Here is an 18,151-nt window from a genome sequence, read left to right on the forward strand (position 1 = left end):
GCAGGGTTCCCGGAATCCTTCGTTTCTTAGGCCCCAGTACTCCAACTGGTCAGAGAGGCCGCTCTCAAACAGCGGACAGTGTGGGTTCGAATCCCACCTGGGGCACCTTTCCTTGAATTCCAAGGTCACGTCCCATTGAATGAGCCTCCCCCTTTCGGGGGAATGTGCTGCAATACGGACCCACCGGCAGGGAATTTTCTCCACTGTCGTTCGCATGTACGATCTGGCAACTCGACGGCATGCGCTAGCCCTTCTTGGTGACGGCCGCAGCATGAACTCGGTCAGTAAGGAAACGGGGATATCCCGGGCAGCCATCCGCGCATGGCAGGTTCGCATCGAACCGCTCCCCCGTGTGGAACAGACACCATGCTCGGGGCCCGGCGACCCGGCAGCGTACGCATATCTCCTCGGCCTCTACCTTGGCGACGGCTGCATCAGTTCTCACCCCAAGGGCGGTTACTATCTCCGCGTTGCCTGCGCGGACGCCTGGCCCGCTCTCATCGAACAGTGCAGGGCAGCGATCCTGGCGGTCCGCCCGTCCGACAAGGTCTACGTCCTGCAGCGCCAGGGCTGCGTCAACGTGACCAGCTACGGTCGGCACTGGACCTGCCTGTTCCCGCAGCACGGACCCGGCCGCAAGCATGATCGCCGCATCGCCTTGGAGGACTGGCAGCAGGAGATCGTCGACGACCATCCCTGGGAGTTCATCCGGGGGCTGATCCACTCGGACGGGTGCCGGATCACCAACTGGACCGTCCGCAACGGCAAGCGCTACGAGTACCCGAGGTACTTCTTCACCAACAGGTCGGACGACATCCGGAAGCTGTGCACGGACACGCTCGCCAAGGTCGGCGTCCAGTGGACGATCCTCGCACGCGGCAGCGACCCGCTGAACGTGTCCATCGCCCGACGGGAGTCCGTGGCGCTCATGGACGCCCACATCGGGCCCAAGCACTGAGCCTTCGCGGTCCCGCCCTGCTTAGGCTGACCGCGTGAACGACACGACACATGACATACGCATCAGGCCGGGCGGCCCCGACGACGCCGTGGACATGCTCGGGATGCTCGACTCCGCGGTGGCGTGGATGAACTCCCGCGGCAATACCGAGCAGTGGGGCACGACCCCGTATTCGCAGCGGCCCGGCGGACCGGCGCGGGTCGAGCGGTACACGACCGAGAACGTGCCCTACGTCGCGGAGTTGGACGGGGTGCCGGTCGGGGCCCTGGTGCTGGACTCCGGGCCGAGCCCGCAGATGCCGATCGCGCCGGCCGGCGAGCCCGAGCGGTACGTCCGGCTGCTCGTCTCCGACCGGCGGCACGCGGGGCTGGGGATCGGGGCGGCGCTGCTCGCCCATGCCGCCGAGGAGACCCGGCGAGCGGGTGTGGAGTTGTTGCGGGTGGACTGCTGGGCGGGCGGCGGGGGCGAGCTGGTCGCGTTCTACGAGCGCAACGGCTTCACGCCGACCGCGCGTTTCCTGGACGGGGACTGGCCGGGTCAGGTGCTGGCCCGCCGCGTCGGCTGACGGACCCACCGGTCTAGGGGAGGTCGCCTTTGCCGCCGAGGTTGGCGACCACGAGGCGGAGGGTGTCGATGGTGGCTGCGTACGTGGCGTCGTCGATGCCCTCCCGCATGCGGGCGTGGACCTTGGCGTTGCGGTCGCGGGCGCGCAGGCGGCCCGCTTCGCCGGCTTCGGTGAGGGTGAGGCGGTCTTCGGCCCCGGTGATCCAGCCGCGGGCGGCGAGGTCGGCGTAGACGGCTTCGAAGTCGGTGTCCTGGTCGTCGAAGGGTGCCAGCTTCGCGGTGAGGGCGGTGCGGGTCCATTTCCCGGGGGCGCCGGCCACGTGGCCCAGGGTCCACCAGTGGGGCTGGGTGAGGTTCTCCTCGGCGAGGGCGGCGCGGAGGCCGCCGATGACCAGATCGGCCGCGGCGCGGGTCCAGTAGCCGATGGGCTGGGCGGCGAGCTGTTCCTGGGGGTATTCCTTGATCGTCATGTGATGACCGTATGAGCTCAGGTTAGGTTGAGGTCAAGGTCGACAACGAAGTGGGGACGCCGTGATGAGTGACAAGGCCCGGAAGCTGTTCGACGCGCTCGATCTGAACGCGGACGGTGAGCTGACCCGGGTGGAGGTGATCTCGGCCCTGCGGTCGAAGGGGCCGACCCTGGCCGCGCGCGGGGATCTGCCGTTTTGGGGCCTCGGGGACGCGGATGCGTCGTCGGCGCTGTTCGATGCGGCTGATGCGAACGGGGACGAGGTGCTGTCCTTCGAGGAGTTCGCGGCTGTGGTCGACCGGCGCTTCGGCTGGTAGTGCCGGGTGCGGGTGACCGCGTCGGGCCGGTGGGAACTGCCCGACGCGGTGCGTCTCATGCGCGGGGTGCGGTGGCCGCGGTTGCCGCGGCGGGCGGGTTCAGCGGACCGCGTCGCCGATGTGGTGGATGCGGACGAGGTTCGTGGATCCGCTGACGCCGGGGGGTGAGCCGGCGGTGATGACGACGGTGTCGCCGGGTACGCAGCGGCCGATCCGCAGGAGTTCTTCCTCGACTTGGGCGACCATGGCGTCGGTGGAGTCGACGTGGGGGCCGAGGAAGGTCTCCACGCCCCAGGTGAGGTTGAGCTGGGAGCGGGTGGCGGGGTCGGGGGTGAAGGCGAGCAGCGGGATGGGTGAGCGGTAGCGGGAGAGCCTGCGGACGGTGTCGCCGCTCTGGGTGAAGGCGACGAGGAACTTGGCGTCGAGGAAGTCGCCCATCTCGGCGGCTGCGCGGGCGACGGCTCCGCCTTGGGTGCGGGGCTTGTTGCGGTCGGTCAGGGGCGGCAGGCCCTTGTCGAGGATGTCCTCTTCGGCGGCTTCGACGATGCGGGACATGGTCCGCACGGTTTCGACGGGGTACTTGCCGACGCTGGTCTCGCCGGACAGCATGACGGCGTCGGTGCCGTCGATGACGGCGTTGGCGACGTCGGAGGCCTCGGCGCGGGTGGGCCGGGAGTTCTCGATCATCGAGTCGAGCATCTGGGTCGCGACGATGACGGGCTTGGCGTTGCGCTTGGCGAGCTTGACGGCCCGCTTCTGGACGATCGGGACCTGTTCCAGGGGCATTTCGACGCCGAGGTCGCCGCGGGCGACCATGATCCCGTCGAAGGCGGCGACGATGTCGTCGATGTTCTCGACGGCCTGGGGCTTTTCGATCTTGGCGATGACCGGGAGGCGGCGGTCCTCCTCGTCCATGATGCGGTGGACGTCTTCGATGTCGCGGCCGCTGCGGACGAAGGAGAGGGCGATGACGTCGGCGCCGATGCGCAGGGCCCAGCGGAGGTCTTCGATGTCCTTGTCGGAGAGGGCCGGGACGGAGACGGCCACGCCGGGGAGGTTGAGGCCCTTGTGGTCGGAGACCATGCCGCCTTCGACGACGCGGGTGTGCACGCGGGGGCCGTCGACCGCGGTGACTTCGAGGGTGACGCGGCCGTCGTCGACGAGGATGCGCTCGCCGGTGGTGACGTCGCCGGCGAGTCCCTTGTAGGTGGTGCCGCAGGTGTGGCGGTCGCCTTCGTGGTCTTCGACGGTGATGGTGAACTCGTCACCGCGTTCAAGGAGTACGGGTCCTTCGCGGAAGCGGCCGAGGCGGATCTTCGGGCCTTGAAGGTCGGCGAGGATGCCGACGCTGCGGCCGGTCTCGTCGGAGGCCTTGCGTACGCGCTGGTAGCGCTCCTCGTGTTCGGCGTAGGTGCCGTGGCTGAGGTTGAAGCGGGCGATGTCCATTCCGGCTTCGACCAGGGCTTTGATCTGGTCGTATGAGTCGGTGGCGGGGCCCAGGGTACATACGATTTTCGCTCGGCGCATGAGGCGAGCGTATTCCCCTACCAGAGAGTAGGTAATCGCTTCCGGGTGTCCACTCAACAACCTTTGAGCAAAAGGTTGTTGACAACTGTTGAATGTGCATGGGGGTGCTCTGATGAGCACCCCCGGGGTGCCGATTTCGCCGGTTCTTCAGAGCTGCGGAGGGGTCATCGTGAACCGGGCGTTCACCTGGGCGTAGACGGTCTGGCGCTGCGGTTCGAGGTCGAGCGGCGGCGGGCCGGCGTCCTCGGCGGCGCTGAAGGCCATGGTGCGCATTCCGGCGCCGGGGGCGGCGGGGAAGGGGTTGGCGTTCTCGGCGCCGAGGTCGGCGAGTTCGACGAGGGCGGCGAGGCGGGCACCGAGGGCTTCGGCGTATTCGCGGGCGCGCTGGACGGCTTCGAGCACGGCTTGGCGGCGGGCCTGGCCGTGGGCGGGAGAGGTGGGGCGCAGGGCCCACCAGGGGCCGTCGACCTGGGTGAGTTCGAGGTCGGCGAGGCGGGTGGTGAGTTCGCCGAGGGTGGTGAAGTCGGCGAGTTCTGCGGTGATGTGCACGCGGCCGTGGTAGGCGCGGATGCGTTCGGCGCGGCCGTGGCGGGTGAGTTCGGGGGTGATGGAGAAGGAGCCGGTTTCGAGTTTTTCGACGGGGTCGCCGTAGCTCTTGATGAGGTCGAGGACGGCGTTGTTGCGCCGGGTGAGGTCTTCGAGGGCGGTACGCCGGTCGGTGCCGCGGGCGCTGACGGTGATGCCGATGCGGGCGATCTCGGGGTCGACTTCGATGCGGGCTTCGCCGCGGACTGCGACGCGGGGTACTTCGGGTGTGCCGTAGGGCTGGTGCGATGCGTCCTGGGTCATGGATTCACTCTCGCACTGTCGCTCGCACGGGTGTGGTCATCGGATCGAAACCTGCCGGGGGTGTTGCCGCTTGTTACCAGTGGGTCAGAATCTACGCGCGTTGTTCAGGCCTCGAAAGGGAGATGGCATGGCGTTCGACCGCAGGACTTTTCTGGGGACCACGGCCGCGACAGGTGCGGCCGTTGCGTTGGCGGGGGCCACGAGCACCCCGGCCGCCGCACAGCAGCAGGAGGTGACGGGCCCGGGGCCGCGGACGTACGCGTTCACGGTGATGGGCACGACCGACTTGCACGGGAACGTCTTCAACTGGGACTACTTCACGGACAAGGAGTTCGACGACAAGGCGCACAACGACGTCGGCCTGGCGAAGATCTCCACGCTGGTGAACCAGGTGCGGGCGGAGAAGGGGCGGCGCAACACGCTGCTGATCGATGCCGGTGACACGATCCAGGGCACGCAGTTGTCCTATTACTACGCCAAGGTGGACCCGATCACGGCCCGGCGCGGTCCGGTGCACCCGATGGCGCAGGCGATGAACGCGATCGGGTACGACGCGGCGGCGCTCGGGAACCACGAGTTCAATTACGGGATACCGGTGCTGCGCAAGTTCGAGGAGCAGTGCGACTTCCCGCTGCTGGGGGCGAACGCGCTGGACGCGAAGACGCTGCGGCCGGCGTTCCCGCCGTACAGCATGCACCGGCTGCGGACGCCCTGCGGGCGGGACGTGAAGGTGGCGGTGCTGGGGCTGACGAACCCGGGGATCGCGATCTGGGACAAGGCCAATGTCCAGGGCAGGATGACGTTCCCGGGGCTGGAGGAGCAGGCGGCGAAGTACGTGCCGAAGCTCCGTTCGATGGGCGCCGACGTGGTGATCGTGTCGGCGCACTCGGGGTCGAGCGGGACGTCCTCGTACGGGGACCAGCTGCCCCACATCGAGAACGCGGCCGGGCTGGTGGCGGAGCAGGTGGCGGGGATCGACGCGATCCTGGTGGGGCACGCGCACACGGAGATTCCCGAGTACCGGGTGAAGAACAAGGCGACCGGCAAGGACGTGGTGCTGTCGGAGCCGCTGAAGTGGGGCCAGCGGCTGACGCTGTTCGACTTCGAGCTGGTGTGGGAGAGGGGCCGCTGGTCGGTGGCGAAGGTCGCGGCGAAGGTGCTGAACTCCAACGCGGTCGCCGAGGACCCGAAGATCACGCGGCTGCTGTCGGACGAGCACCGCAAGGTCGTGGCGTACGTGAACCAGGTGATCGGCACCTCCACGCAGGCGATGTCCTCGGCGGAGGGGCCGGTCAAGGACGTGGCGATCATCGATCTGATCAACCACGTGCAGGCGGAGACGGTGAAGGCGGCGCTGGCGGGTACGGAGTGGGCGGCGCTTCCGGTGCTGTCGCAGGCTTCGTGCTTCTCGCGGACGGCGGCGATCCCGGCCGGGCAGGTGACGATCAGGGACGCGGCGGGCCTGTACCCGTTCGAGAACACGATGGAGGCACGGCTGCTGACGGGTGCGCAGCTGAAGGACTACCTGGAGTACTCGGCGCGGTACTTCGTGCGGACGGCGCCGGGTGATGCGGTGGATCCGGCGAAGCTGACGAATGCCGAGAGCATTCCGGACTACAACTACGACGCCGTGTACGGGCTGGCGTACGACATCGACATCGCGCAGCCGGCGGGTTCGCGGATCACGGGGCTGACCTTCCAGGGGAAGGCGGTGGATCCGGCGGCGCAGTTCGTGTTCGCGGTGAACAACTACCGGGCCTCGGGCGGCGGGAACTTCCCGCACGTGCCGCAGGCCAGGCAGCTGTGGTCGAACTCCGACGAGATCCGCAACACGATCATCCAGTGGGTGAAGGCGAAGGGGACGATCGACCCGGCGCAGTTCGCGTCCGTGGACTGGCGTCTGACGCGGGCCGGCGTGCCGGTGTTCTAGTCCGTTCGCGAGCCGTGCGGCCGGGACCTGCTGTGGCGGGGTCCCGGCCGCCGTGCGTGGGGGGGGCGGGCCGCGGCCGTCGGGTGGGGGTCAGCACTGCCAGAGGAGTGCGGCGCGGCCGCAGGGGGTGCAGGTGTGGGTGTAGGCGCGGCCGGAGCCGAAGTTCATGGCGGTGACGGGGTCGGGGCCTTCCGTCAGCTCGGCGGCGAAGTCCATAGGCCGTGCGCAGGCGGGGCAGTCGGGTGTCTCGTCGTACTGGAGCCAGTCGGGGGTGCCGCCGAGGCGGCCCAGGATCGTCGCGGTGGCGGGTGCCATGGGGGTGGGTACGGCGGCGCGTACGGCTCCGAGTCCGAGGAGGTCATGGTCCGCCCCGCCGGGGGTCCGTACGGGTTCCAGGTGGTCGGCGGGGAGCAGCAGGGCGAGGTTGCCGCCTGCGGTGGGGCTCCATTGTTCGCACTGCCCGGGGCGGTTCGCGCACATGAAGAGGGCCAGTACGCCCGGGGTGGGGGCGGTGGGGCCGGGGAGGTCGCCGAGGTGGATCTGGGCGAGGAACTGCAGGGGTGCGGCGCATGAGGCGCAGGTCGGCCATGCGGTGCCGGCGGGGGCCAGGGGTATGCCGCCGGTGCGGGTGACCGGGGCGTCCGGGGCGACCGGCCCGCCGTCGAGGAGGAGCGTCGTCATGCCGGGAATGTATGCGCAGCGGTGCGGGGGGCTGGGCGGTGGGGTCAGGGGTGGTCGACCAGCGGGAGCAGGTCGCCGGCGGGCCGGGGGCGGGTGTGTTCCCGCTGTTCGAGGCCGAAGGTGGTGAAGGCGGTCCGGGCGGGCTGGGGGTAGGGGTCCTTGCCGGTGAGGGTGTTCAGGATGGCGGCGCTGCGCCAGGCGGCGAGGCCGAGGTCGGGGGCTCCGACGCCGTGGGTGTGGCGTTCGCCGTTCTGGACGAAGATGCTGCCGCCGACGGTGGGGTCGAGGATCATCCGGTACCGGTCGTCGATGCGGGGGCGGCCGGCGGAGTCCTTGCGCAGGTAGGGGTCGAGGCCGGCGAGGAGGCCGCCGAGGGGGCGTTCCCGGTAGCCGGTGGCGAGGACGACGGCGTCGGTGGTGAGGCGGGAGCGGGTGCCCTGCTCGACGTGTTCGAGGTGGAGTTCGACCTTGGTGGTGGCGACGCGGCCGGCGGTGCGGACGGTGACGCCGGGGGTGAGGACGGCGTCGGGCCAGCCGCCGTGGAGGGTGCGGCGGTAGAGCTCTGCGTGGATGGCGGCGATGGTGTCGGTGTCGATGCCCTTGTGGAGTTGCCATTGGGCGGGGACGAGCTGGTTGCGTACGGGTTCGGGGAGGGAGTGGAAGTAGCGGGTGTAGTCGGGGGTGAAGTGTTCGAGGCCGAGCTTCGAGTACTCCATGGGGGCGAAGGAGGGGGTCCGGGCGAGCCAGGTGAGGCGTTCGCGGCCGGCGGGGCGGGCGCGGAGGAGGTCGAGGAAGACTTCGGCGCCGGACTGGCCCGATCCGATGACGGTGACGTGGTCGGCGCCGAGGATGCGCCGGCGGTGGTCGAGGTAGTCGGCGGAGTGGATGACGGGGACGGTGGGGGCCTCGGCGAGGGGGCGCAGGGGTTCGGGGATGTAGGGGGCGGTGCCGATGCCGAGGGCGAGGTGGCGGGTGTAGGTGCGGCCGAGGGCTTCGGCTTCGCCGCCGGCGTCGAGCTGGGTGAAGTCGACTTCGAAGAGGTCGCGTTCGGGGTTCCAGCGGACGGCGTCGACCTGGTGGCCGAAGTGGAGTCCGGGGATGCGGCCGGCGACCCAGCGGCAGTAGGCGTCGTATTCGGCGCGGTGGATGTGGAACTGCTCGGCGAAGTAGAAGGGGAAGAGACGTTCCTTGTGCCTGAGGTAGCTGAGGAAGCTCCAGGGGCTGGTGGGGTCGGCGAGGGTGACGAGGTCGGCGAGGAAGGGGACTTGGAGGGTGGCGCCTTCGATGAGGAGTCCCGGGTGCCAGCGGAAGTCGCGCCGCTGGTCGTAGAAGACGGTGGCGAGTTCGCCCGCGCCTTGTTGCGGCAGGCCGTGGGCGAGGGCCGCGAGGGACAGGTTGAAGGGGCCGATGCCGATTCCGACGAGGTCGTGGGGGGCATCGAGCTGGGCGGTCATCGGTGGGTGCTGCCTTCCAGGAGGGCGATGAGGGTGTCCAGGTCCCCCGCGGTGGTGTGCGGGTTGAGCAGGGTGGCTTTGAGCCACAGGCGGCCGTCGGCGTGGGTGCGGCCGAGGACGGCGCGGCCTTCGTTCAGGAGGGTGCGGCGCAGGGTGGCGAGCTGGTCGTCGTCGGCGTGGGTGGGCCGGAAGAGGACGGTGCTGATGGTGGGGGCCGAGTGGAGTTCGAAGCCGGGGTGGGCGTCGAGGAGCGCGGCGAGCTGCCGGGCGAGTTCGCAGGTGCGGTCGATGAGGCGGACGAGGCCGTCGCGGCCCAGTGAGCGCAGGGTGGCGGCGATCTTGAGGGCGTCGGGGCGCCGGGTGGTGCGCAGGGAGCGGCCGAGGAGGTCGGGGAGGCCGGCTTCGGTGTCGTCGGTGGCGTTGAGGTAGTCGGCCTGGTGGGCGAGGGGGGCGAGCAGGGCGCTGTCCGGGACGGCGAGGAGGCCTGCGGCGACGGGCTGCCAGCCGAGTTTGTGGAGGTCGATGGTGAGGGAGTGGGCGCGGCCGAGTCCGGCGACGGTGTCGCGGTGGCGGGGGCTGAGGGCGAGGAGGCCGCCGTACGCGGCGTCGACGTGGAGGTCGGCGCCGTAGCGGTCGCAGAGGTCGGCGATGCGGTGGAGGGGGTCGACGAGTCCGGCGTCGGTGGTGCCGGCGGTGGCGGTGACGAGGGTGGGGCCGGGGGCGGCGGCGAGGGCTTCGGCGAGGCGGGCGGGGTCGAGGACGCCGGCGGGGGTGGGGAGTTCGGTGGCCGGGGGGAGGCCGAGGAGCCAGGCGGCGCGCGGGACGGAGTGGTGGGCGTTGGCTCCGTGGAGGACGGTCAGGGCGGGGCCGTGGCGTTCGCGGGCGAGGAGCAGGGCGAGCTGGTTGGCTTCGGTGCCGCCGGTGGTGACGAGGGCGTCGGCGTGGGGGGTGTCGTAGAACTCGGCGGCGAGGGCGCGGGTGAGGAGGGCTTCGACGGCGGAGGCGGCGGGCGCCTGGTCCCAGGAGTCGAGGGAGGGGTTGAGGGCGCTGGCGGCGAGGTCGGCGGCGGCCGCGACGGCGAGCGGGGGGCAGTGCAGGTGGGCTGCGCAGAGGGGGTCGGCGGGGTCGGCGGCGCCTGCGGCGAGGGTGTGGACGAGGGTGCGCAGTGCTTCGTGGTCGCCGGTTCCGTGGGCGGGGAGTACGTCGCCGAGTGCGGCCCGGACGCGGGCGGCCTGGGCATCCGGGCCGCCTGCGGGCAGGGGACCGCCGCGGTCACGGGCTCCGGCGGCCAGGGCGTCGAGGACGGTGTCCAGGAGGGGCCGCAGGGCGGTGGGGCCGTCGGCTCCGCCGGCGAGCGGGGGCGGTGTGCCTGTGCCTGTGCCGGGCGGCGCGGTCATCGGGGTCCTCCGGGGCTGGGAGGGGTGCGGGGCGGGGCACCCTGCCAGTACAACGATCAGACCCGAATGGGGTAACCGCCGGGGTTTGTCCGGAGTTTCCGGTCGGTGCGGCGACCGCTGCCGGGACCTGCGCCTCAAGCGCGGGCGGGCCCACGGACCCGGGCTCCGCCCCGTACCCCGGGGGGCTGCAGGAGCGGGGCGGAGCCCGGGGGCCCGGCAGGGGCGGTCGGGGCCGGTCAGGCGGTGCGGACGCGGAGGGCGCGGGCCAGGTCGTCGAGCTGGTCCACGAGTTTGCGGCGCAGGAGCGGGAGGATGTCCGGGTCGGTGAGGCAGGCGTGGCCGGCCTGGAGGTTGGCCTCGTGGACGGCGTAGGCGGGGAAGGCGTAGCGGCCGGCGGCCTCGGCGATGGCGGGGCCGCGGCGGGCCCCGAGGGCGACGGCCTCGGGGTAGAAGCGGGTGACGTACTCCTCGACCAGGTCGGCCTGTTCGGGCTGCCAGAAGCCCTGGGCGGTGGCGCTGAACAGGTAGTTGGAGAGGCTGTCGTCGTGGAAGAGCCGGTCCCAGGCGGCGGCCTTGGCCTGCGCCGTGGGGAGTGCGGCGCGGCAGCGGGCGGCGCCTTCCTGGCCGGTGGCGCTGGGGTCGGCGGCGAGGGCGGCGTCGATGTCGCTCTCCTGGACGGCGCCGAGGACGGCGAGGCGGGCGAGGATGCGCCAGCGCAGCTCGGGGTCGAGCGCGGGGCCGCCGGGGACGGTGTCGTCGGCGAGCCAGGCGGCGATGGCGTCGGGCTGGGTGGCGCTGTCGATCAGGACGCGTACGGCGCTGAGCCGCATGCCGGGCTCGGAGCCGTCCTCGGTGCGCCGCAGCAGGTCGCGGGCGGTGGTGGTGAGGGTGGCCAGGGCTGCGGTCCGGTCTTCGGGGGCGACGTAGCGCACCGCGACCTGGGTGCGGGCGAAGGAGAGGACGCCCTGGACGATGGCCAGGTCGTGTTCCTCGGGCAGGTGTGCTTCGGCGGTCAGCAGGTAGTCCTGCGGGTCCAGTTCGCCGTCGCGGACCATGTCGCGCAGGGCGTTCCAGACGACGGCGCGGGTGAGGGCGTCGGGGATGCCGGACAGGCCGCGCAGGACCGTTTCGAGGGAGGTCTCGTCGAGGCGGACCTTGGCGTAGGTGAAGTCTCCGTCGTTGAGGAGGACCAGCGCGGGGCGGACGCCGCTCACCGAGACGACCTCGTCGGAGGGGATGTCGAGGGCGAGGTGGTCGCGGGGTTCCAGGGTGCGGCCGTCGGCGGGGTCGCGGTCGTAGATGCCGACGGAGATGTGGTGAGGGCGGCTGCCGTGGCGGTCGACGGTGAGGGTCCAGCCGGCGGCTTCGTCGGCGCCGTGTGCGGCTTCCTCGATGCGCGGGGTGAGGGTGTCGATGCCGGTGGTGCGCAGCCAGACGTCGGCCCAGGCGCGGACGTCGCGTTCGGTGTGGGCGGCGAGGGAGTCGATGAAGTCGGCGAGGGAGGCGTTGGCGAACTTGTGGCGGGCGAAGTGGGTGTTGATGCCGGCCAGGAAGTCCTTCTCGCCGAGCCAGGCGACGAGCTGGCGCAGGGCGGAGGCGCCCTTGGCGTAGGAGATGCCGTCGAAGTTGAGGAGGGCGGAGGCGGTGTCGGGGACGTCGTCGGGGGCGGGGGCGACGGGGTGGGTGGAGGGCCGCTGGTCGGCGTCGTAGCCCCAGGGCTTGCGGGTGACGCCGAAGTCGGTCCAGGTGTCTGTGAAGCGGGTGGCTTCGGTGAGGGTCTGGTAGCCCATGTATTCGGCGAAGGACTCGTTGAGCCAGATGTCGTCGAACCAGGCGAGGGTGACGAGGTCGCCGAACCACATGTGGGCCATCTCGTGGGCGATGACCATGGCCCGGGACTGGCGTTCGGTGTCGGTGACGGCGGAGCGGTAGATGAACTCGTCGCGGAAGGTGACGAGTCCGGGGTTCTCCATGGCGCCGGCGTTGAACTCGGGTACGAAGGCCTGGTCGTAGGAGTCGAAGGGGTACGGCTCGGTGAACTTCTCCTGGTACCGGTCGAAGCAGTCCTTGGTGATGGAGAGGATTTCCCCGGCGTCGGCGTCCATGTGGGGTGCGAGGGACTGGCGGCAGTGGATGCCGAAGGGCAGTCCGGCGTGTTCCGTCGTCAGGCTGTGCCAGGGGCCGGCGGCGACGGCGGCGAGGTAGGTGGAGATGACGGGCGTCGGGGCGGAGGTCCAGATGCCGGCGCCGTCGCCGGACGGATGTCCCGTGCGGTCGCCGGTGCGGGTGGTGATGCCGTTGGCGAGGACGGTCCAGTGGGCGGGGGCGGTGACGGTGAACTCGAAGACGGCCTTGAGGTCGGGCTGGTCGAAGGCCGGGAAGACGCGCTGGACGTCGTCCATGAACATCTGGCTGTAGACGTACGTTTCCCCGTCCGCGGGGTCGGTGAAGCGGTGCAGGCCCTCGCCGGTGCGGGAGTAGCGCATGCGCGTGTCGAGCCGCAGCTCGTGGGGGCCCTGGGTGAGGCCGGTGAGCGGGAGGCGGTTGTCGTCGAGGGCGGCCGGGTCGAGGGGGCGGCCGTCGAGGGTGACGGAGCGCAGCTCCACCGGCTTCAGCTCGACGAAGGTGTCTCCGGCGGTGCGGGCGGTGAACCGGATGACGGTGGCCGAGTCGAAGGTTTCGTCGTCGTCGCCGGTGAGGTCGAGCGTGACGGCGTAGTGGTGGACGTCGAGGAGCCGGGCTCGGAGCTGCGCTTCGGTGCGCGTCAGTGCGGACATGGGGCAATGCTGCCCCAGCGGGCGACGGAGCTCGATCTTCCGTTTCCCTCTTCCGCTGCGCGGCGGGTGCTCCGGCCCGCGGCTCCCGAGCGGCTGCTCCTCGCCCGCGGCTCCCGAGGGGCTACTCCTCGCCTGCGGCGATCGTCTCGTGGTGGCGGATGACCTCGGCGATGATGAAGTTGAGGAGCTTCTCGGCGAAGGCCGGGTCGAGCTTGGCGTTCTCGGCGAGCTGGCGCAGCCGGGCGATCTGGCTGGCCTCGCGGCCCGGGTCGGCGGGCGGCAGCTGGTGCCGGGCCTTGAGGTGGCCGACCTGCTGGGTGCACTTGAAGCGTTCGGCGAGCATGTGGACCACGGCCGCGTCGATGTTGTCGATGCTGTCCCGCAGGCGGGCGAGTTCGGCGGTGACGCTCTCGTCGATGCCGCCGGCGGCGCCCTTGTCGGTGCCCGCGCCCGGGCCCGCGCCGTTGTCGAGGTCGCTGATGTTCATGGTTCCCGAGAATACGTGGCGGCGGCCGGTGAGTCTCCGGGCAGTCGGCCTGTGAGACGGGGGCGGGCCGCGGGCGTCCGGGCGGGGGGTCGGTGGGCGCTTCCCGGGCGCCTCGGGAGTCCTTCCCAGATGCCAAGTACTTGCAAATCTGGAAAGTGCTCGCCATATTGGAAATTGACCGATGAGTGTGCGGACGAGGGGGAAGCGAAGCATGTACGAGGCGACGGAGGCGGCGGCCGGGGCGTTGGGCCGGGCGGCCGGAATGGAGAAGGCGGCCCGGGCGCGGAGCGGCTGGTACGCGCGCTACCTGTGGGCTTACGCCGCCGGGCAGCTGGTGCTCGTACCGGTGGCCGTGCTGGGGCGCGGTCCGGTGGCGGCGACGGCGATGGGGGTGATCAACGTGCTGCTCGTGAGCGGGCTCAGCGTGTACGCGGCGCGGCAGCGCGTCGTGCGCCGGGGCTTCGGCCTGAAGCACGGGGTGCTGATCGGGACCTGGGCGACGGTCTTCGCCCTGATGGTCCTCCTCGGCACCACGGTGTTCGGCCGCAGCGTGCCGTTCGCGGCGGGGGCCGCGCTGGCGTGTGCGCTGCCGCTCGCGGTCGGCGCGTGGACCGAGATGCGGGGTGCGGCATGACGGACGGGGAGACCGAGGGGGCGGTGGGGGCTGCGGGTTCGGCCGGGGCCGGGGCCGGGCAGGCGAAGCGGGCCGGGCATCCGCGGCACGACCTCGCGCCGCTGCTGAACGCGCCCGTGCGGCTGTCGGTGGTGGCGGCGCTGGTTCCGCTGGACAAGGCCGAGTTCGGCTTCGTACGGGACCTGGTCGAAGTCACGGACTCGGCACTGTCCAAGCAGGTCGCGGCGCTGGAGGAGGCGGGCTGGGTGGCGGTCCGCAAGGGCCGCGTGGGGCGCCGGCCGCGCACCTGGCTCTCGCTGACGCCTGAGGGCCGGACCGTGTACGAGCGCCACTTGGCCGCGCTGCGGGCGATCGCGCTGGGCTAGGCCCTGCGCGGGCCGGGGCGGCGGGCTCCGCCGGTGCGGCCTGGGGCGGGCGCGCGCCGGGGCGTCTCCTCGGGCGCCGAACGTGGCGGGGGGTCGGAGGGCCGAGCCACAGTGCGTTCGACGCCCTGCGGGGAGCGCCCCGGCACACACCCGACCCCGTCGGGAGGGGCCGCCTCCGCGGCTGCCGCACCCCCGTCGGCAAAGCAACCGGTGGCGGGCTACAGCGGCAGGGTCGCCTTGGCGAGCCAGCCGGTGGGGCCGGCGGTGAAGGAGCCGCCCAGGGCCTCCGCGCGTTCGGCCATGTCGGCGAGGCCGTAGCCGCCGGCGGGGACGGTGTGCAGGCCGACGCGGACGGCGGTGGCGGCCGTGGAGCCGTCGTCGTTCTCGCGGAGGATCTTGACGAGGCGGCGCATCGAGACTCGTCCCCGGCGGTCTCGATCCGGCCGAGGATCTCGCCCGCGCGTTCGGCGGAGACCTGGGTGAAACGGGCGGCCCTCGCCTCGACGACGATGGCGACGGGCCTGGGAGGCCGGGGTCCGCGGGGCCATTTCGCGCAGCAGCCGCACCGTGATGGCGGGCGAGACGAGGGAGTCGCACGGACCGCTTCAACCAGCATGGCCGGGCTGGCGTCCTTCAGGAGGAAGCCGGATGCTCCGCCGTGGAGCGCCGCGTGGACGTACTCGTCGAGGTCGAAGGTGGTGACGATGACGATGTGTGGTGTGTCGCTGCCGGACAGGCGCCGGGTGACTTCGAGGCCGTCCGTCTTCGGCATGCGGATGTCGAGGGCGGCCTCGCCGTCGACGACGTCGGCGACGACCTCTCTGATCGCCGTGCGCCACCTGCCCCGCTCTCGCCCGCCGCTGCCACCTCCGGTCGCTTCCCGTGGGACCGGTGCGCGCCCCGGCCCGCACCCGCACGGCGGACCGCCGGGTGGCTCGTGGGGTGTTCCGGCCGAGCTTGCGTACGGGCGGGGCGGGGCGCCTCGCCCTTCCGGCCGGTTCGCGCCCGGCCGGAAGGGCGAGGGGGTGCTACATGCTCGCCGCGGCGCTCTTGATCGCGGCGGCGAAGGTGGAGACCTCGGTGTAGACGCCGGGGTAGTCGGGGCGGGCGCAGCCTTCGCCCCAGCTGACTATGCCGACCTGGATCCAGGCGTTGTTGTTGTCGCGGCGGAACATCGGGCCGCCGGAGTCGCCCTGGCAGGTGTCGACGCCGCCCTGGTCGAAGCCGGCGCAGATCTCCTCGCCCGGGATCAGGGAGCTGCCGTACGAGGCCTGACAGCTGGCGTCGGAGACGAAGGGGACGTTGGCCTTCATGAGGTACCGCTGCTGGCCGCCGCCTTCGCGGGTGGCGCCCCAGCCGGCGACGGTGAACGTGCCGTTGTCGTACTGCTTGGTCTCGGCGATCTTGAGGGTGGGCAGGTTGATGGGCTTGGCGAGCTTGATCAGGGCCCAGTCCTTGCCGCTGCCGTTGTAGCCGGGGGCGCGCAGGACCTTGGTGGACTTGACCTTGATGGCGCTGGAGCTGTTGAGGTCGACGACGCCGGCGGTGGCGGTGATGGAGGTGTTGTTGCCGGAGCCGTTCACGCAGTGGGCGGCGGTGAGGACGATCTGCTGGGTGTAGAGGGCGCCGCCGCAGCCCATGGAGAGGCGCACCATGAAGGGGAACTCGCCCTGGGCGGCGCGCGTGCCGCCGACGACGGGGGCCGTGCCGGCGGAGGCGGAGCCGGGCTGGAGGCTGACGGCCGCGAGGGCGACCGCTCCGACGGCGAGGCTGCGCTTCATGAACTGCACAAGGGTGGTCACAGTCAACACACTGCCTTTCGTGGGGGGTTGGGCCGTGCGTGCCATTGGGTGAATGACGGGTCCATGACACATCAGAGGCGCGGGCGCCATCAAGAACGCAATTTCGGCCAATCGTCCGTTCGGACGGCAGGGATTGCGGCGAAGGGGACGCGGTGACGCAGAAGGGCGGGCCGGGAGGTCCGATCGAGCACGGATTTCCACATCTGGCGACGATGCGGGCCTCGATCACCGCGCTCTTCCGGCGGTTGTCGGCCGACGGGATCCGCGCTTACGACACGAGCTTCGCGCCCGCCGACGCCGCCTTCGACACCACCGACGACCTGCACCTGGGCGCGCAGCGGGTGGCCTCGGCGATGGTGCGCGCGCTCCGGCTGCCCGACGCGCGGATGGTGGTCGCCTTCCGGCCGACGGAGCAGGCGGCCACCGTGGAACTGACCGCGGGCCCCGAGTACTTCGTCGAGGTCAGCGACCGCTTCCGCACCCATCGCCGGGACCTTGCGGCGGCCCTGTCCCACGAGGTCACCCACGTCCTGCTGCACCGGCTGGACCTGCGCTTCCCCGGCACCGGGGAGAACGAGATCCTCACCGACACCGCCGCCGTCTACCTGGGGGCGGGCTGGCTGCTGCTCGACGCCTACCGCGAGGACGCGCTCACCCACCAGAAGTTCGGCTACCTCACCCCGGAGGAGTTCGGCTACGTCCTCGCCAAACGGGCCGCCCTGTTCGGCGAGGACCCCTCCACCTGGTTCACCAGCCCGCAGGCCTACGAGGCGTACGTGCGCGGGCGCGCGCTGGCCGAGCGGGACCACCGCCGGCCCCCGCTGGCGGCCGCGGGCGCGCTGGCGCGGCGGCGGTACGCGATGGCGCGGCGCAGCGGGCCCGCCCCGGCGGGCGGATCGGCGTATCGCTTCGAGCGCGAGGGATCCGGTCCCGGACTGCGGGTGGACTTCCCCTGCCCGGCGTGCGGGCAGCGGCTGCGACTGCCGGTGCGCGGGCGGCTCCGGGCCCGGTGCGGCCTGTGCCGCACCGTCCTCGACTGCGACACCTAGCAGCAGGCGGCATCCGGACGATCTTCATTCACCGGTCGGCCACGAAAAGTTTCTTACCGGCCAGTAGACATGGGGGCGGATCTCGCCAACCCTGGTCGCGTACACGTCAATTCGTGACCGAGGAGCGCCCCCCCATGCGCAGCACCCGCCGCACCCGTATGTCCCGTACCGCCGCCGTCGGCGTGGCCGCAGCAGCCGCCGTCATGACGCTGGTTCCGGCCACCGCCGCCCAGGCGGCCCCCGCCGCCGCGCCTGCCCCCGCCGCCTCCGCCTCCGCGCCCGGCGGCAACGCGGCGATCCTGGGCATCGACTACGCCACCTGGCAGCGGGACGTGGCCGCGGTCATCGACGCGGCCCGCCCCGGCATCGAGCAGCGCATCGCCGCCTCGCCCGCCGGCGAGAAGCCGGCGCTCGTCCTCGACATCGACAACACCTCGCTGGAGACGGACTTCCACTGGTTCTGGACCTTCCCGACCCCGGCGATCGCCAAGGTCCGCGCCCTGACCCAGTACGCGAACGCCCGCGGGGTCGCCGTCTTCTTCGTCACCGCCCGCCCGGGGATCATCCAGTCCCTCACCGAGCGCAACCTCAAGGCGGTCGGCTACCCGGTCTCGGGGCTCTACGTCCGTGACCTGCCCGACCTGTTCGACGAGGTCAGCGCCTACAAGACGGAGAAGCGCGCGGAGATCGAGGCCCGCGGCTACACGATCATCGCCAACATCGGCAACAGCCCGACCGACCTCGTCGGCGGCCACGCCGAACGCACCGTCAAGCTGCCGGACTACAACGGCAAGCTGTCCTGACCCGAGGGTCCGAGACCGCGGCGGTGGCGGTCCCGGAACAGGCGGGGACAACATCTTGGGCCGGCTGCGGTTCAGCGGGTGGATGTAG

At 71.5% G+C, this 18,151-nt stretch carries 18 protein-coding genes, 1 tRNA gene and 1 pseudogene; 9 read left to right on the plus strand and 11 right to left on the minus strand.

The features are described 5' to 3' along the window. Positions 1-30: 30 nt before the first annotated feature. From OG472_RS13895 to OG472_RS13905, 3 genes are all read left to right on the plus strand, one after another. Positions 31-105: transfer RNA gene (locus tag OG472_RS13895), tRNA-Leu, on the plus strand. A gap of 109 nt (positions 106-214) precedes the next feature. After that, on the plus strand, positions 215-958 hold the full coding sequence (locus OG472_RS13900; RefSeq protein ID WP_405829664.1) for a transcriptional regulator: 744 nt from the start codon (positions 215-217) through the stop codon (positions 956-958). Between the two features lie 34 nt (positions 959-992). After that, on the plus strand, positions 993-1,523 hold the full coding sequence (locus tag OG472_RS13905) for a GNAT family N-acetyltransferase (RefSeq protein WP_405941489.1): 531 nt from the start codon (positions 993-995) through the stop codon (positions 1,521-1,523). Between the two features lie 13 nt (positions 1,524-1,536). On the opposite strand, the gene OG472_RS13910 is transcribed toward OG472_RS13905, so the two are convergent. After that, positions 1,537-1,992 (minus strand): MarR family transcriptional regulator, encoded by a 456-nt coding sequence (locus tag OG472_RS13910; protein ID WP_405941490.1) that lies wholly within the window; start codon positions 1,990-1,992, stop codon positions 1,537-1,539. A gap of 64 nt (positions 1,993-2,056) precedes the next feature. Between OG472_RS13910 and OG472_RS13915 the strand changes: the two genes are divergently transcribed. Beyond that, a complete protein-coding gene (locus OG472_RS13915; RefSeq protein WP_401601021.1) occupies positions 2,057-2,308 on the plus strand; it encodes an EF-hand domain-containing protein in 252 nt (83 codons plus the stop codon). 99 nt (positions 2,309-2,407) lie between these two features. On the opposite strand, the gene pyk is transcribed toward OG472_RS13915, so the two are convergent. Together pyk and OG472_RS13925 are read right to left on the minus strand one after the other, a co-directional pair. Continuing rightward, on the minus strand, positions 2,408-3,835 hold the full coding sequence (gene pyk / locus OG472_RS13920) for a pyruvate kinase (RefSeq protein ID WP_401601024.1): 1,428 nt from the start codon (positions 3,833-3,835) through the stop codon (positions 2,408-2,410). A gap of 147 nt (positions 3,836-3,982) precedes the next feature. Beyond that, a complete protein-coding gene (locus tag OG472_RS13925; protein WP_401601027.1) occupies positions 3,983-4,684 on the minus strand; it encodes an SIMPL domain-containing protein in 702 nt (233 codons plus the stop codon). Positions 4,685-4,811: 127 nt separating this feature from the next. On the opposite strand from OG472_RS13925, the gene OG472_RS13930 reads away from it, so the two are divergent. After that, a complete protein-coding gene (locus tag OG472_RS13930) occupies positions 4,812-6,614 on the plus strand; it encodes a bifunctional metallophosphatase/5'-nucleotidase (RefSeq protein WP_405941491.1) in 1,803 nt (600 codons plus the stop codon). Positions 6,615-6,704: 90 nt separating this feature from the next. On the opposite strand, the gene OG472_RS13935 is transcribed toward OG472_RS13930, so the two are convergent. From OG472_RS13935 to OG472_RS13955, 5 genes are all read right to left on the minus strand, one after another. Then, positions 6,705-7,295 (minus strand): DUF1963 domain-containing protein, encoded by a 591-nt coding sequence (locus tag OG472_RS13935; protein WP_405941492.1) that lies wholly within the window; start codon positions 7,293-7,295, stop codon positions 6,705-6,707. 44 nt (positions 7,296-7,339) lie between these two features. Further along, the gene (locus OG472_RS13940) at positions 7,340-8,749 is read right to left on the minus strand and encodes a lysine N(6)-hydroxylase/L-ornithine N(5)-oxygenase family protein (RefSeq protein ID WP_405829671.1); all 1,410 of its coding nucleotides are present in this window, start codon (positions 8,747-8,749) and stop codon (positions 7,340-7,342) included. Further along, a complete protein-coding gene (locus OG472_RS13945) occupies positions 8,746-10,146 on the minus strand; it encodes a pyridoxal phosphate-dependent decarboxylase family protein (RefSeq protein WP_405941493.1) in 1,401 nt (466 codons plus the stop codon). Before OG472_RS13945 ends, OG472_RS13940 begins: the two co-directional genes overlap by 4 nt. Positions 10,147-10,382: 236 nt before the next feature. Continuing rightward, positions 10,383-12,923, minus strand: a complete 2,541-nt coding sequence (pepN, locus tag OG472_RS13950) for an aminopeptidase N (protein WP_405829673.1) — start codon at positions 12,921-12,923, stop codon at positions 10,383-10,385. Positions 12,924-13,044: 121 nt separating this feature from the next. After that, positions 13,045-13,410, minus strand: a complete 366-nt coding sequence (locus OG472_RS13955) for a chorismate mutase (protein WP_401601043.1) — start codon at positions 13,408-13,410, stop codon at positions 13,045-13,047. Positions 13,411-13,621: 211 nt separating this feature from the next. Here OG472_RS13955 and OG472_RS13960 point away from each other — a divergent pair, with 211 nt between their 5' ends. Both OG472_RS13960 and OG472_RS13965 read left to right on the plus strand, forming a co-directional pair. Further along, on the plus strand, positions 13,622-14,044 hold the full coding sequence (locus tag OG472_RS13960) for a hypothetical protein (RefSeq protein ID WP_401601046.1): 423 nt from the start codon (positions 13,622-13,624) through the stop codon (positions 14,042-14,044). Next, positions 14,041-14,409, plus strand: a complete 369-nt coding sequence (locus tag OG472_RS13965) for a winged helix-turn-helix domain-containing protein (protein ID WP_401601049.1) — start codon at positions 14,041-14,043, stop codon at positions 14,407-14,409. Before OG472_RS13960 ends, OG472_RS13965 begins: the two co-directional genes overlap by 4 nt. A 218-nt stretch (positions 14,410-14,627) precedes the next feature. Here the strand turns inward: OG472_RS13965 and OG472_RS13970 are convergent, their stop codons facing one another. The 3 genes and pseudogenes from OG472_RS13970 to OG472_RS13980 form a co-directional block, all read right to left on the minus strand. Next, complete coding sequence (locus OG472_RS13970; RefSeq protein WP_401602523.1) at positions 14,628-14,822, minus strand: hypothetical protein; 195 nt, start codon at positions 14,820-14,822, stop codon at positions 14,628-14,630. A 102-nt stretch (positions 14,823-14,924) separates the two neighbouring features. Next, positions 14,925-15,229 (minus strand): annotated as a pseudogene (locus OG472_RS13975) (response regulator transcription factor); the annotation flags it as partial. Between the two features lie 208 nt (positions 15,230-15,437). Continuing rightward, positions 15,438-16,190, minus strand: a complete 753-nt coding sequence (locus OG472_RS13980) for a S1 family peptidase (RefSeq protein ID WP_383577826.1) — start codon at positions 16,188-16,190, stop codon at positions 15,438-15,440. 233 nt (positions 16,191-16,423) lie between these two features. Between OG472_RS13980 and OG472_RS13985 the strand changes: the two genes are divergently transcribed. Next, positions 16,424-17,260 (plus strand): hypothetical protein, encoded by an 837-nt coding sequence (locus OG472_RS13985; RefSeq protein WP_405943175.1) that lies wholly within the window; start codon positions 16,424-16,426, stop codon positions 17,258-17,260. A 134-nt stretch (positions 17,261-17,394) separates the two neighbouring features. Beyond that, on the plus strand, positions 17,395-18,063 hold the full coding sequence (locus OG472_RS13990; RefSeq protein WP_405941494.1) for an HAD family acid phosphatase: 669 nt from the start codon (positions 17,395-17,397) through the stop codon (positions 18,061-18,063). Positions 18,064-18,151: the final 88 nt, after the last annotated feature.

This window comes from Streptomyces sp. NBC_00207 (assembly GCF_045160965.1).
GTDB lineage: Bacteria > Actinomycetota > Actinomycetes > Streptomycetales > Streptomycetaceae > Streptomyces.